10 protein-coding genes and 2 pseudogenes are annotated in these 14,235 nt (G+C 46.4%); 6 read left to right on the forward strand and 6 right to left on the reverse strand.

The window, feature by feature from the left end; genetic code table 11:
- The first annotated feature begins 23 nt into the window (after window positions 1-23).
- From VP504_RS20030 to VP504_RS25645, 3 genes and pseudogenes are all read left to right on the forward strand, one after another.
- Window positions 24-863, forward strand: coding sequence for an isopenicillin N synthase family dioxygenase (locus VP504_RS20030; RefSeq protein WP_325895147.1), 840 nt, complete (start codon window positions 24-26; stop codon window positions 861-863).
- 222 nt (window positions 864-1,085) lie between these two features.
- Window positions 1,086-2,579, forward strand: a pseudogene (locus tag VP504_RS25640) (PAS domain-containing protein); the annotation flags it as partial.
- Window positions 2,580-2,963: 384 nt separating this feature from the next.
- Window positions 2,964-3,482: pseudogene (locus tag VP504_RS25645) on the forward strand (methyl-accepting chemotaxis protein); the annotation flags it as partial.
- A 356-nt stretch (window positions 3,483-3,838) separates the two neighbouring features.
- Here VP504_RS25645 and VP504_RS20040 read toward each other — a convergent pair.
- A complete protein-coding gene (locus tag VP504_RS20040) occupies window positions 3,839-4,729 on the reverse strand; it encodes a LysR substrate-binding domain-containing protein (RefSeq protein WP_325895149.1) in 891 nt (296 codons plus the stop codon).
- A gap of 116 nt (window positions 4,730-4,845) precedes the next feature.
- Here VP504_RS20040 and VP504_RS20045 point away from each other — a divergent pair, with 116 nt between their 5' ends.
- Together VP504_RS20045 and VP504_RS20050 are read left to right on the forward strand one after the other, a co-directional pair.
- Window positions 4,846-5,757, forward strand: a complete 912-nt coding sequence (locus VP504_RS20045; RefSeq protein ID WP_325895150.1) for a DMT family transporter — start codon at window positions 4,846-4,848, stop codon at window positions 5,755-5,757.
- 229 nt (window positions 5,758-5,986) lie between these two features.
- Window positions 5,987-6,613, forward strand: coding sequence for a hypothetical protein (locus VP504_RS20050; RefSeq protein WP_325895151.1), 627 nt, complete (start codon window positions 5,987-5,989; stop codon window positions 6,611-6,613).
- On the opposite strand, the gene VP504_RS20055 is transcribed toward VP504_RS20050, so the two are convergent.
- Window positions 6,610-7,530: a LysR family transcriptional regulator gene (locus VP504_RS20055; protein ID WP_281544500.1), complete on the reverse strand. Its 921-nt coding sequence runs from the start codon at window positions 7,528-7,530 to the stop codon at window positions 6,610-6,612. The genes VP504_RS20050 and VP504_RS20055 overlap by 4 nt on opposite strands.
- A gap of 100 nt (window positions 7,531-7,630) precedes the next feature.
- Here VP504_RS20055 and VP504_RS20060 point away from each other — a divergent pair, with 100 nt between their 5' ends.
- Complete coding sequence (locus VP504_RS20060) at window positions 7,631-8,350, forward strand: SDR family oxidoreductase (protein WP_325895152.1); 720 nt, start codon at window positions 7,631-7,633, stop codon at window positions 8,348-8,350.
- A gap of 201 nt (window positions 8,351-8,551) precedes the next feature.
- Here the strand turns inward: VP504_RS20060 and fbpC are convergent, their stop codons facing one another.
- The 4 genes from fbpC to uhpC all read right to left on the reverse strand — a co-directional run bounded on the left by fbpC (window position 8,552) and on the right by uhpC (window position 14,216).
- Window positions 8,552-9,610 (reverse strand): ferric ABC transporter ATP-binding protein, encoded by a 1,059-nt coding sequence (gene fbpC, locus VP504_RS20065; RefSeq protein WP_325895153.1) that lies wholly within the window; start codon window positions 9,608-9,610, stop codon window positions 8,552-8,554.
- Window positions 9,611-9,628: 18 nt separating this feature from the next.
- Complete coding sequence (locus VP504_RS20070) at window positions 9,629-11,713, reverse strand: ABC transporter permease (RefSeq protein ID WP_325895154.1); 2,085 nt, start codon at window positions 11,711-11,713, stop codon at window positions 9,629-9,631.
- Between the two features lie 93 nt (window positions 11,714-11,806).
- On the reverse strand, window positions 11,807-12,841 hold the full coding sequence (locus tag VP504_RS20075; RefSeq protein ID WP_325895155.1) for an ABC transporter substrate-binding protein: 1,035 nt from the start codon (window positions 12,839-12,841) through the stop codon (window positions 11,807-11,809).
- 70 nt (window positions 12,842-12,911) lie between these two features.
- Entirely contained in the window at window positions 12,912-14,216 is a 1,305-nt protein-coding gene (gene uhpC, locus VP504_RS20080; RefSeq protein WP_325895156.1) for an MFS transporter family glucose-6-phosphate receptor UhpC, read from the reverse strand.
- Window positions 14,217-14,235: the final 19 nt, after the last annotated feature.

A 14,235-nucleotide genomic window follows, 5' to 3' on the forward strand; every position in this document is an offset into this window, starting at 1 on the left:
AAAAAGAAACCAAGAGAGTCACCATGAAATTGGAAGCAGTCGACTTCAACGCGCCAGACGCAGCAGAACGTTTTGTTGAGTCCCTTCGCTCTACAGGATTTGGCGTTTTGAAAAATCACCCAATCCGTCAGGATCTTGTGTCGTCAGTTTACGAAAACTGGCAGGGCTTTTTCGATAGTGAAGAGAAAATGCAGTATCGATTCAAACCAGAAACACAGGATGGTTTGTTTCCGGTAGATGTGTCTGAAGTGGCGAAAGGCCATGAGAAGAGGGACATCAAAGAGTTCTTCCATTATTACCCCTGGGGTCAGTGTCCTGATGCCCTGAGAGGCCAGTTGCAAGGATACTATGATGAAGCCAATAGCTTGGCGAAAACACTGCTGAGCTGGGTTGAGGAATATTCGCCGGCAAATGTATCTACGCTTTACTCACAATCCTTGTCGAGTATGGTGGATGGCAGTGAGCAGACCTTGTTACGTGTTCTGCATTACCCGCCAATGAAAGGTGACGAAGACCCTGGTGCTATTCGTGCCGCAGCCCATGAAGACATTAACTTGCTGACTATTCTCCCCGCGTCTAATGAGCCTGGCTTGCAGGTGCTGGGTAAAGACGGAGAGTGGCTGGATGTACCATGTGACTTTGGCTACTTGATTGTGAACATTGGTGACATGCTGCAAGAAGCATCTGGCGGCCACTTCCCATCGACCACGCATCGTGTTGTCAATCCTGACGGTGCGGACATGACGAAATCCCGTATTTCCTTGCCTCTGTTTCTGCACCCTAAACCAGAAGTGGTACTGTCCGAGCGCTACACAGCGAATAGCTATTTGATGGAACGTCTCCGCGAGTTGGGCTTGATATAGCCCTCCTTTTTAACGGGGAAACTCTAAGCCGGTGACACGATTCGTGCACCGGCTTTTTCGTAGCTTCAAGTAGGAGCTCTTCCTTTAAAAAACCGTCAGGTTAGCTTTTTTGGACAAGTAATTGTCTCTGGAGGAAGAATGTTTTTTTTCAACTAATATTCAAGGAGAGGAACAGGAGTCTCAAAAATGAAAAACCATTTCATGTCACCACTGAAACGAGCCATGAGTCGTATTTTTGGTTTCGACGCTGAATTAGAAGCTGAGGCAAACGCCAAGATCGCTGCCTTGGATAAATCTCTCGCCATCATTGAGTTTGATACCAAAGGGAATATTCTCTCGGCTAATGAGAACTTCCTGAAAGTAATGGGCTACTCACCTGACGAAATTAAAGGTAAGCATCACTCTCTTTTTGTGGAAAGGGCGTATGCCAGGTCCAGCGAGTACCGGGATTTTTGGGCGAGACTGGCGAGAGGTAAGTCGGCGTCCGGCGAATTCAAACGGATTGGGAAAAATGGTATTGATGTCTGGATTCAGGCAACGTACAACCCAGTGTACTCACCACGAGGTGAGGTAACAAAAGTGGTGAAATTCGCCACAGACATTACTCAAGACAAAAATAAAAGCCTAGATACTTCAGGGCAAATCGATGCCATTAACCGCAGTCAGGCGGTAATCGAGTTTGACCTTAAAGGCATCATTCTCCGCGCAAATGAAAACTTCCTTACCGCCATGGGTTACAGCGAAAAAGAGGTGGTGGGCCAACACCATTCGATGTTTGTTGAGCCAGAGATGAAACAATCGGGTGAGTACAGAGCCTTCTGGGAGAGCCTCGCCAGGGGGGAATATCAAAGTGCCATTTACAAACGCCTTGCCAAAGGTGGTAGAGAGATTTGGATCAGTGCCTCCTATAACCCGATTTTCGATGATAATGGCAAGCCATTCAAAGTAGTGAAGTTTGCGAGTGATGTGACCGAGCAGAAAATGCGAAATGCAGATTTCGCCGGGCAAATCCAGGCTATAGGTAAGTCACAAGCGGTAATTGAGTTTGAACTGGATGGCACGATTCGCACTGCAAACGAAAACTTCCTGAATACTGTCGGTTATAGCCTCGAAGAAGTACAGGGTAAGCACCACTCTATGTTCGCACCTTCAGCAGTGAAAAACTCCCGTGAGTATAAAGAATTTTGGAAATCGCTGGCGGTGGGGGAATTCTTCTCTGGGGAGTTTGAACGTGTCGGAAAAGGTGGCCGACAAATATGGATTCAGGCTTCTTACAATCCGATTTTTGACCTTAATGGCAAGCCATTTAAAGTAGTGAAGTATGCTTCAGACATTACAGAGCAGAAGCTGAAAAATGCTGATTATGAAGGCCAGATTGAGGCGATAGGGAAATCACAGGCAGTGATTGAATTCAATATGGATGGGACTATTCGCCATGCCAACGATAACTTCCTGAATGCGATGGGCTACTCGCTGACAGAGGTGAAAGGACGCCATCACTCCATGTTTGTTGGGCCTGATTACAAGAACTCGGCGGAGTATAAAGCCTTCTGGGAGAAGCTAAATCGCGGTGAGTTTGAATCCGCTGAATTCCTGCGTTATGCAAAAGGGGGGCGTGAAGTTTGGATTCAGGCGTCCTACAACCCCATTCGCGACACAAACGGTAAACCTTTCAAAGTGGTGAAATACGCCACTGACATCACCGCCAAAAAACGTGCTGTTGCGAAAATCAGTGAATGTTTGGTTTCACTCTCTAAAGGTGATCTAAGTGCGTCACTGACCGAGAAGCTTGATGATGAATTTGAATCTGTCAGGGAAGCGTTGAACTCTACGATAGAGCGTCTGAACGAGTTAGTGGTAGACATTAATCGCACTGCGACATCCGTTAGCAATGCGGCGCGGGAAATCAAAATGGGCACCAGCGATTTGAGTGACCGCACTGAATCGCAAGCCAGCAGTTTGGAGGAAACAGCCGCCAGTATGCAGGAGATGACGGCGACTGTTCAGCAAAATGATGAGACATCGCAAAGTGCCGTGAAGCAGGCAAGTGATGCAACCAAGAAAGCCGAGCGCGGCGGTACGGTGGTGGTCGAAGCGGTGAATTCGATGGCGGAAATCGAAGCGTCCAGTAAGCAGATTTCAGACATCATTGGTGTGATCAACGAGATTGCTTTCCAGACGAACCTGCTGGCGCTGAATGCGGCTGTAGAGGCTGCGCGTGCTGGTGAGCAAGGCAGAGGGTTTGCCGTCGTTGCTGGTGAAGTCCGCAATTTGGCACAACGAAGTGCTAAAGCATCTGTTGAGATTAAGAATCTTATCAATGCCAGTGTGGACAAAGTAAAAGATGGTACTCAACTGGTGCGAGAATCTGGCGAGAACCTAGTGGAGATCGTTGATGCTATCCGCAGTGTGTCATCCATGATAGATGACATGAGTACAGCGACGCAGGAACAGTCTCAGGGCATTGGGGAAATCAACCGCGCCATCACCGAAATGGATAACATGACACAGCAAAATGCGGGCCTTGCTGAAGAAGCGACGGCAGCGAGTGAAAACATGCTGGTGGAAGCAGAAAACTTACAGGAACTGGTGAGATTTTTTAAAACCCGCTCTGCGTGAAAGACCATGATCAAAGAAAAAGCCGGGCTTATAGATCCGGCTTTCTATTGCCCAAGCGTTTTTAAACGGAATAGTTGCAAGCCGGTAACGAGGTTTTTTCTTCTCAGAACACCAAGCTTCCATTATACCGAAACAACCTGAAGATGCAGGATTCAGGTTATTTGGGTATATAACGAGCTAACTAAGATCTAACTGCGATTAATGGAATAAAGGCGTGACCTTTGATCTACGTTTAAGTCTAGAACGATATGGCAAAACGAGTAGTAGTAGGTGATTACCTACTACCTGTTTCAGAATGATTCGTGGGTTGGTTAGGGTGAAGAGAATATGGTGCGAATAAGAAACAAGAAGCCGCGTTAAAAAGCTGCCTCGTCATCAGCGGCGATTTGCTGCAGCCAGCGTCCCAGTTTCAGGATTTCTGGCTGTCTTGCACGGTGCTTTTTGTACACGAAATAGAGGCTGTCTCCAGTAGGAATTTCATGTAGGGGAATGCGTACCAACTGCTCGCGGTCAATCTCGTTCATAAAGTAGTGGTTGAGCAGAGTTATACCGTGGGAGTAGCGTGCTGCCTCAGTTGCGAGCAACATATGGCTGAAGGTGTGGATTTTTACGTCCCTAGGGAGTGTATAGCCGCCTAACTTACACCATTCTTTCCAGTCGTTTTTCATCAAAGATCTGACCGACAGTAAAGGGTATTCCCAAAAGGCATCAGGCAAGGGCTTATCCTTGATTTGTTGCCAGATTTTGGTACTGCATACCGGGTAAATGTATTCAGTATACAAAAGCTCGTATTCGTAGTTTTTACCCGGAGCAAAGTCGGTGATAAAGCAGTCGCCCATTTTATCTGAAAGGTCCGGGCGATGCGCGTACATCTCCAGGGAAAGGTCGATTTCAGGATGCTTAGTGCGGAAATCCGAAAGCTGGGGCATGAGCCACTTCACCGCAAGTGAACTAAAAACAGCCAGCCTGAGTTTACCGGAAACCCCTTCTCGTACTTGAAGACTGGCGCGTGCGATGGCCTGGAGCGGGTCGCCAATATCATCGAAATAGCGCTGACCAACCGGGGTTAGATGCAGGTTCCGTCCTTGCCGCTCAAACAAGGACTCTCCCAGAAAATCCTCTAACAAACGAATTTGATGGCTCACGGCGCTTTGGGTCACGTTCAAAGATTCAGCGGCACGTGAGAAGCTGTTTAAGCGGGCAGTGGCTTCGAAATATTGAACGGCTCGGAGTGGTGGAAGTTTCACTATCTAAAAAACTCATAGAACCTGAATAATCATCATTATACGTCATAAAAAAGTGTCGCTACTATGTAGGTTCTGTGAGCCATGTGGCTTTTTCTCGCTTATAGGAGGCCTTAGGTATGCGTAATATCTCAGTAGGTTTCGCCATGACGTTGTTAGTGATAGGAAACCTCAGCGCCACGTTTTCAGATGCGCTGGTAAAAACCATGGAAGGAGGGCCAGACGGAGCCATTTTCCAGTTCACCCTATTTCGTCAGGTATCTGCCGTACTCATTCTGTTGCCCTTCTGTTTGACAGCACCGGCTAAGAATCTGACCTTGGGACTGAAATGGCATGCCCTGCGTGCGCACATCTGGCTGGTAGGTGTGTTCTTTGCCATTGTGGCGCTGACAACGATGCCACTGGCTACGGCGAACGCTATCTTCTATGCTGCTCCCTTGATCATGCTTCCACTTGCAGCAATCTTTTTAGGCGAGAAACTCTCAGTACCGTCGATCATTGCAGCAGTAGTGGGTTTCATCGGTGTGCTGATCTTGGTCCGTCCGACAGATTTCAGTTGGGCGGCGATGTCTGCGCTGATTGTGGCGGTCACGCTGGCCATCAACAACCTATTGATCCCGAAAATTCCTCGCGAACAGACAGTGCCGCAAACACTGCTACTACACAACCTGATTGGTATTCCTGTCGCTTTTGCGTTGTCACTTTACGAAGGCATGCCGTTCAGCCTCGATTTGTTCTGGCGTGCTGCAGGCTCAACCGCATTTATTTTGGTTTATGCAGCAACCTGTGTGATTGCCTATCGCGCCGCGGAAAGTAATAAGATTGCCAGCGCGGAATACAGCGGTTTGGTATGTGCGGTGGGCGTAGGTTTAGTGCTGTTCGGGGAAGTGCCGGATTTGATGATGATCGTTGGTACCATTTTGATTGTGATACCTCTACTCTGGCTAGCTGGCCGCGAGAAACGTAAAGCGCGCAAAGCGAAGGCCGCAGCACTGGCAAAACCCCCTAAAGATATTGTCGAACCGGCTTGATCTAACGAAGAATGGAAAACTGACCGCGCTCCCCCGCTTGCAAAACCGGGGGAGCGCTTTTTTATGTCCAGCCGCAAATTTGTGTGCATTTTTCTTAATTTGAATACTGAAAGGTGAATTGGCAGGCAGATTGGTTGAACTGAACACTTTCTGTCAATAAAGTGAGCCAAAACAAAAGAAAAGTGAGGATAGGGGAAACCCCTTCACATGGTTGGCAAAGGAATCTCTCATGTACAAATACGTCTTCGCAGCGTTACTGCCAGTGATCATGGTTGGCTGCTCGTCTTCAGAAAAACCGACTTTTGATATCGCAGCTCAGCAGGAGAAAGAGCAGGAAGCGGTGAAAAAAGGAGAGGTACTGCCTGAACCTTCTTCTTTGTATTTTGTGGGTAGTAACGACTCACAAGATTACGATCCTGAATGGGACGCCACACAGAAAACCAATCAACAGAAGCTGTTCATTGCCAACGGCGACCACGAAGTCACCCTCTTTACCGATCACCTCGAGTGCAAAGACCCTATGGGACTGAACATGGAAAGCCTGGGCACCAAAAGCATGACCATGCCTCGGGGAGAGAAGGTAACGCTGAATGTGTCTTTCCACGCTAACAGCTTTGCCGCGGGTGGTGCGTCTTGTGTGAACACCTTTACCTTCAACGTCGATGAAGGGAAAAGCTACACAGTGAACCATAAATTCAGCTTGGAAGACGGCCTATGCACTGTGTCGGTGTTTGACGATGAAGCCAAAGCCGCGATTGATGTGTTTGCCCGCAAAGGCCCTTACCTTTGTACTCCTGAAGATCTGAATGAAGACAACGCAGCCCAACGTATTGAGTTGAGCGCAGGCCGCTTCTAATCCTTTAATTTCGCCGGAATGTTAGCGACCAAGTAACTAATGAGCGCTTTCAATCTGGCGGGTTGGTGCCTGTCTCTGTGATACAGCAAATAGAGTGGCACCTTATCCACCTTCCATTCTGTAAACACCGACTCGAGTTTTCCTTCTGCTTCATAAGACGTGCAATATAGTGCGGGCAAGCGACATATCCCGTTCCCCTGAAGCGCCGCGTTCAAAAGCACGTGACCGTTTTTACATTGTAAATGGCCGTGTACTTCCACATCGGTATGCTGCTCTGGGTCGTCGGATTTCACGTATCGCCACTTGGTGACAGACCCGGTCAGACAGTCATGCTGCTGCAGTTCTTTGGGATGTGATGGCCTACCTTTGCGTGCGAAATAGTCTGGTGAAGCGTAGGTGCCTATCTTAATTTCCCCAAGCTCGCGGCCAATCAACAGTGAGTCGGCCAACGCGCCCATTCGAAGCACTAAATCAAAACGGGACTGCACCAGATCAACCCGTTCTGAGCTGAAATCAAGCTCGATGCTGATCTCCGGGTTTTCGGCGCAGAAGGCGTGTATCACATCGCCAATCAAAGACTCTCCCAAAATACCGCCGACACAGTTCACCGCAATATGGCCACGCATCTGATCAGCATCATTGCTGGCGAGAGTTATCGCTTCATCCAGTTGCGACAGCGCTGCCCGGCAGCGGCTAAAGAAGGTTTCTCCTGCCGCGGTTAAGCGCTGAGATCGGGTCGTACGGATGATCAGCTGTACACCCAACCTGGCTTCCAATTGGCTTAACTGGCGAGACATATGGGCGCGGGAAGCATTCAGCGACTCTGCGGCTTTCGAGAAGCTACCGGTTTCTGCGATGGCTACAAACGCGCGGATGTCACTCAGGCTTTCGCCGAGGATTTCTTTATTGGTGTTCATCTGGTAACACTGAGTTTTATTGTGACATATATATCAACAATGATGGCTTATTTAGAATGTAGCCTCAACCAAAACAACAAGGTCTTTGAGGAAGAACATCATGAAAAAGTTGGCCGTTATAACAGGTGCAAGTTCAGGTATCGGCGAAGCGATTGCAAAACAACTGTCTACACTGGGTCACCCACTGCTGCTGGTGGCACGCCGTGTTGAACGCTTAGAAGCGCTGAATCTACCAAATACGTTATGTCGTAAAGTCGATGTGACTGACAAAGCCGCATTCGAAGCAGCAATTAAAGAAGCCGAAGCGCAATACGGTGAGCTAGACCTGCTTGTGAACAACGCAGGATTGATGCTGCTGGGCGATGTGGCAACACAAAATGCCGTAGAGTGGCAAACCATGTTCAATGTGAATGTTGTTGGTTTGCTGAATGGCATGCAGGCCGTGCTCGAACCAATGAAAGCGCGCAACGGCGGCACTATTGTGAATATCAGCTCAGTGGCTGGCCGCAAAACTTTCCCGAATCATGCGGCTTACTGCGGCACTAAATTTGCGGTTAACGCGATTTCTGAAAACGTGCGTGAAGAAGTGGCTGACGCCAATGTTCGTGTCATCACCATTGCCCCTGGTGCAGTGGAAACCGAGCTCCTTTCCCATACCACCAGCGATGAAATCAAAGCAGGTTATGACAGCTGGAAAGACGAAATGGGCGGCGTTCTGGCTGCAGATGATATCGCCAGCACCGTTTGCTATGCGTACTCTTTCCCACAAAGCGTGTGTGTGCGAGAGATTGTGATCACCGCGACTCGTCAGCAGCCTTAAGAGACTGATCTAGGTAATATTTCCAAAAAGCCACCCTTGCGGATGGCTTTTTTGTTACCCGTACCCGAGGAAGATCGCTGGAAGAATTAACGATATCCCGGGCACAAAGATGATGATAAGCAATATGCTCATAAAAACAGCCCCTTAGGCAAAAGATAGCTATTTCCTTAATGATAACCCGACAGACAAGATAGATGACGTTTAACTGACTTCTGGTGGAAGCAAGAAAACACCTTTAGGAGCGATTTCTAAGTAAACATGATCGGCAAAAGATGGGTCAAATTTGGACGAGTTGATCTGAAGGAGGAGTTCATAGTCTTTCCATCTCACCATGACTTCGTACATAGAGCCCATATACGCAACACTCTCCACCTGGCACTGTTGAGACGCTTCCCCATCGTTTTGTAGCGTGATTGCTTCTGGGCGGACACCAATCTGATACTGGCCTGGTTCAATTCCAGCTACTTTGTCCTTTTCTACCGGAAATTGATACCCACTTATGTTGATTTGCTCACCGTCAAACACGCCCTCAAAGATGTTTGCTTCTCCCATGAAGCTAGCCATAAACATGGATGCCGGATATTTATACAAATCAATAGGAGACCCCTGCTGCATGATGTCTCCATCCTTCATTACAATTACTGTATCTGATACAGCAAATGCTTCAGACTGGTCGTGGGTTACATATATTGAGGTAATGTTAAAACGTTTTTGAAGGTCGCGAATGGTCTCACGCATATTCCGGCGTAGGTTGGCATCTAAATTACTTAAGGGCTCATCGAAAAGCAGCACTTTAGGTTTAAGCACGAGTGCACGAGCGAGAGCAACCCGCTGCTGCTGACCACCGGAGATTTGGTCAACGTAGCGCCCCCCAAAGCCTTCAAGGTCTACCAATTTTAAGGCTTCATTCACTCGGCGGAGGATTTCCTCTCTTGGCAGGCCGAGCATTTTTAGGCCATATGCTACGTTATCGAAAAGTGACATATGTGGGAATAAAGCGTAGGACTGGAAAACCATACAGATATCTCTGTCCTGGATCGACGTATTCGTGACATCTTCACCGTCGATAAATATTTGTCCTGAAGTTGGCTTTTCTAAGCCTGCAACAAGGCGAAGAGCGGTGGTTTTTCCGCAGCCGGATGGCCCAAGTAATGTCACGAGTGATCCTTTTTTAATTTCAAGATTCAACTCTCCAATCACCGTTTTATCTCCAAAACGCTTGCAGACATTTTTGAGTACTACATAGTTTTCATTTTCCATGAATAAACTCTCCAAACATTACTCTTGGTTTTTGGCTTGGGAACGAGAGATCCGCGCTTCACCAACAAGAAAATCAAAAGCTAAGATGATAACGAGCATCACCACTATTAAGATTGAGCCGTATGCGATGGCAATACCGTATTCGCCATCCTCCACTCGGTTTAAAATATACGATGTAGCAACACGCGTTTCGGGCGTTACAAGGAAGATGATCGCGCTTACTGTCGTCATTGCTCTGACAAAGCTGTACACCATGGTTGATAATATCGCCGGTCGCAGCAATGGTAGTAGGATGTTCACGATGGTCTTGAATGAGTTAGCGCGCAGGCTGAGAGATGCTTCGTCCAGTGATTTGTCTAACTGACCTAACCCTGCAATGCCAGAGCGTATACCCACAGGTATATTGCGCATTACCATAGAGATCACGACTATTGCTGCAGTACCAGTTAGGTAAACCGGTGCGTCGTTAAACGCTAAGATATATGAGACACCAGCAACGGTACCTGGTACCGCGAAACAGAGCATTGTGGTGAATTCAATGACTTTCTTACCGTGGAACTGCTGGCGTGCAACGATGTAGGCAATGAGTAGGCCAAAAATTGCTGTTAATGGTGAGGCAATAGCTGCGTAGGTTAATGTGGTTAGAAATGATGGCCATGCCCCTTCTCCGATCCCCATGCCGAATAGATTGATATAGTTTGCAAAGGTAAGGCTGTAATCTACTCCCCAGTTAACGGTAAAACTACCGAATATGATGCTTCCATAGAGCAGGACGTTAAATGCCATCCACACGTAGAGCATACCTGATACTAGGGCTTTGAGCGTGCTTGGAAGGGGTTGTACCTCTCCTCGATAGGACTTACCGGAAACTGTCACATATGACCTCTTCCCGATCCAAAGATACTGTACGACGAAAATAGCTAGAGAAAACAGCAATAAGACTGCGCCGAGAGTACTGGCGGAGGCATAATCTAGCTGTGCACCAGCTATATAGAAGTAGATTTGAGTGGCTAGAACATCAAAGCTACCTCCGAGTACTAAGGGGTTACTGAAATCCGCCAGCGACTGAACAAAGATTATTAAAAAGCTGTTGGCCATTGCAGGCTTGAGTAATGGTATGACGACCTTAAAAAACGTCTGGTATCGATTGGCACGCAGTGTATAGGAGGCTTCTTCGAGTGATGGATGTAGCGATTTCATCGCGCCATCAAGGATCATAAATGACATCGGTGAAAACGCGAGCACTTGTGCTAAACAGATCCCTGTAAAACCGTATAACCAGTTGGTTTGGGTCAAGCCGAAGCTGTCCGCCATCAACTCGGTAATATAGCCAGATCGCCCCAGCATTAGCGTTACACCGAGGCCAACGACAAACGGTGGAGTGACTATCGGCAATATCGAAAACACCCTTGCGATAAAAGCACTGCGCTTTGCTATCCGGCTGGTGTAAATAGCAAAAATGAGACCGAAGAAAGTAGCCCCTATACCGACAGTTGTGCCTAGCATAATGGAATTTAGAATAATTTGAGTGATCTGAGCTTGTCCTAAAATTTCTAAGAACTGCCAAGGAGTAAATGCTCCCAGATCATTCTGAAACATAGGAATAAAGATAGAGATACTCGGAAAGATAATAAATGTGGTGATTAGAAGCACGATGGTGATAATTGATCCAATCACAAAAGTATCACCGCCTAGATATTCTAGACGTGAAAATGCTAGGGTCATAATGGCGCCAAGTACAATGAAAAGCGCAATCGTGGCATAGCCCAAGCCTTGTTCTGTATACCATGAAGAAAGCACCACAAAAAGCATGCAGAAGGCACTAAATCCGATATCTAAGTAGTGGCGCTTTTTGGCGTGCTTATCTAAGGGCGAAATAGGCCGTATAAGCAGTATGGCTGGTATGGAGAACCATATCCATGAGATGTTTACGCTGCTCCAGCCCATTGCGTCATGAAACTCTTCAGAAGTAGATTCAAAAAAACCCCAGTCTAGAGAAAAAATAGGTAGAAGGATAAAGGCCACTGGTAGAATCATTATCCAATAAAATACAGGATCCCGTTTTGCAGTAATGGTATGGCTGCATTCTGTAAGTTCGTTCATTGTTGGTACCTGAATACTTGAAGGCGTTAGGTGCAGGCGCCAAGGCGCTGCACCTACAGAAGTTAATATTTGGCAGGAAATCTACCGATCAGATCACTGACCTCTTTTAACTGTATTTACCCATTTATTAATCAATCGCTTACGTTCAGCGGAAGCACCATACTTGCTCATGTCATAATTGATGAGGTTCAGTTGTTTCGGATTAAGCGCACTTGGTGACTGCTCGGCGGTTGTATTCGTCAATATCTGGAATGTTTCTCCTTTCTTCCAAGCTGTTTCCTGCCCTTCTCTAGAGAGCACGAAATTAAGAAATTTCTCGGCGTTGCTTAAGTTTCTGGCACCTTTGAGAATGCTCACTCCCCCAATCTCATATCCAGTACCCTCACAAGGTGATATAAGCTCCAAAGGCGCTCCTTTGGATTGCTCCAATGAATAGTCATGCAAAAAGCCAATACCTATTGCAATTTCACCGCGAGCAGCATTCCTTGATGGCGCGACACCAGATTTAGTGTATTGAGAAACGTTTTTGCCTAGTTCTTTAAAGTATGAAAAGGCTTTTTCTTCATCCCAGAGCTGAATAAAAGTTGCAAGAGCGGTGTAGGCAGTACCTGAACTTTGTGGATCAGCAATCTGAATTTCGTCTTTATAGATAGGTTTGGTTAAATCTTTCCAACAGCGTGGGATAGGCAACCCTTTTTCTGCTAGTCGGTCTTTGTTAACTCCGAAACCGAGAATACCCATGTAAACTGCGGAAGAGTAATTACCTTTCCGCTTTGCTGGATCTCGAAATTCTTCCATGATGAATTTGAGCTGGGGTGACTTATATGCATGAAGCAGATTCATTTCGCCTGCTTGAGATTGAGGATCGAGCGTACCGCCGTACCAAACATCTGCACGAGGGTTTTTCTTTTCTGCTTCGATTTTAGCTAATGTACTACCTGAACTGCTTCGTATGAATGATGTGTCGATATCGTACTTTTCTGAAAATGCTTTTGTTGCTGCTTCGCACATAGTATTAGTTGTACTGCAATATACGACTAAGCGTCCTTCAGCTGTAACGTGAGATGTAAAAAATATCGATCCAAGAATGCTGGGTATAAGTGGGTAATGTTTTAATCTGGCTTTCATTGCAATTTCCTCTTGTTGTTCCGACCTACTAGGGCCGGTTTTGAATACCAACGAGAGGGAATATGATTGTCTAAGTATCGGCAGTCCCTGCCCGTTGTTGTACATTTAAGAAAGGCAAAATCAGCAATCCGATCGACGCAGAGCAGAGCGTGATAACTGCAAAAAAGCCTTCCCAACTAAAACTCTCTATCACTACCGCAAGCGGGTACCCAGAGAGGGCTGCGCCAAGATAGCCAAACAAGCCAACAAATCCGGTTGCTGTGCCTGCGGCATCTTTGTGTGAACACTCGGCCGCTGACATACCAATCAGTAACTGAGGACCAAAAACAAAAAAGCCAACTGAGAATAAACAGCCTGATAAAACCCAAATGTTATTGAGAGGTGTCAGCCATAGCGCCGCAACAGAAACGAAAATACCTAGCGAAAAAATTAAAATCATGGGTGCACGATTACCTTGAAAAAAACGATCTGACCCCCAGCCTCCTAGGAGTGATCCGAAAATTCCACCCACTTCAAACATAGATACCACAGTGTTAGCAGTAATTAACTCGTATTCGTGGCGTTTGATAAGATATAAATTTCCCCAATCATTAATCGCAATACGGACGACATAGACTAAAAGATAAGAGCCACATAGTAGCCATATGTACTTATTGAAAATCACATAGGTACTAATTATTTTTGTAAATTTTAAATGCTGGCCCTCTCGTTCTTGCTGTCTTTCTAATTCATCATTTCGCCAATCTCCTACACTTGGTAGCCCAAGGCTTATTGGCTTGTCTTTTAATCTAAAGCAGAGAATGGCTCCAACAGTAATTGCAAATATTCCTATAGCAATGAAACCGCTACGCCAACCCCAATTAACAACAATTACTGCAATAGATATAGGTATAATCACTCCACTTAGGCTGTGACAAGTATTCCATATAGACCACCAGAAACCCCGTTCAGATCGTGAATACCAGTGTGTTAATATTTTTGCACACGGTGGCCAACCCCAGCCTTGAAAAATTGCATTTAATACCCAGAGAATAGAAAAAGTAGCAAGTGAAGAACTAAATCCGAATAAGATATTAATAATGCCTGTAGCAATAAGACCCAATCCCATAAAATAACTTGGCTTACTTTGATCGCTAAAAATTCCAGAAAGAAACTTAGAGATCCCATATGTTATGTAAAAGAGGGTCCCTAGTGTACCGAAATCAGCAGTACTCAGCTCAAGTTCTTCCTCCATAATAGGCATTGTAAAACTTAGGCTCTTTCGAGTGAAATAAAATACCCCGTAGCCGATATACATAGCGACCATTAGATGTATACGCCAATAGGTATATATTTCATTTATTTCTTGAGAACTAAACCTATTTTCTGAAGTCATCGCTTCCCCTTAGGAACTC

The sequence above is a fragment of the Grimontia sp. NTOU-MAR1 genome (genome assembly GCF_035758505.1).
Classification (GTDB): Bacteria; Pseudomonadota; Gammaproteobacteria; order Enterobacterales; family Vibrionaceae; genus Enterovibrio; species Enterovibrio marinus.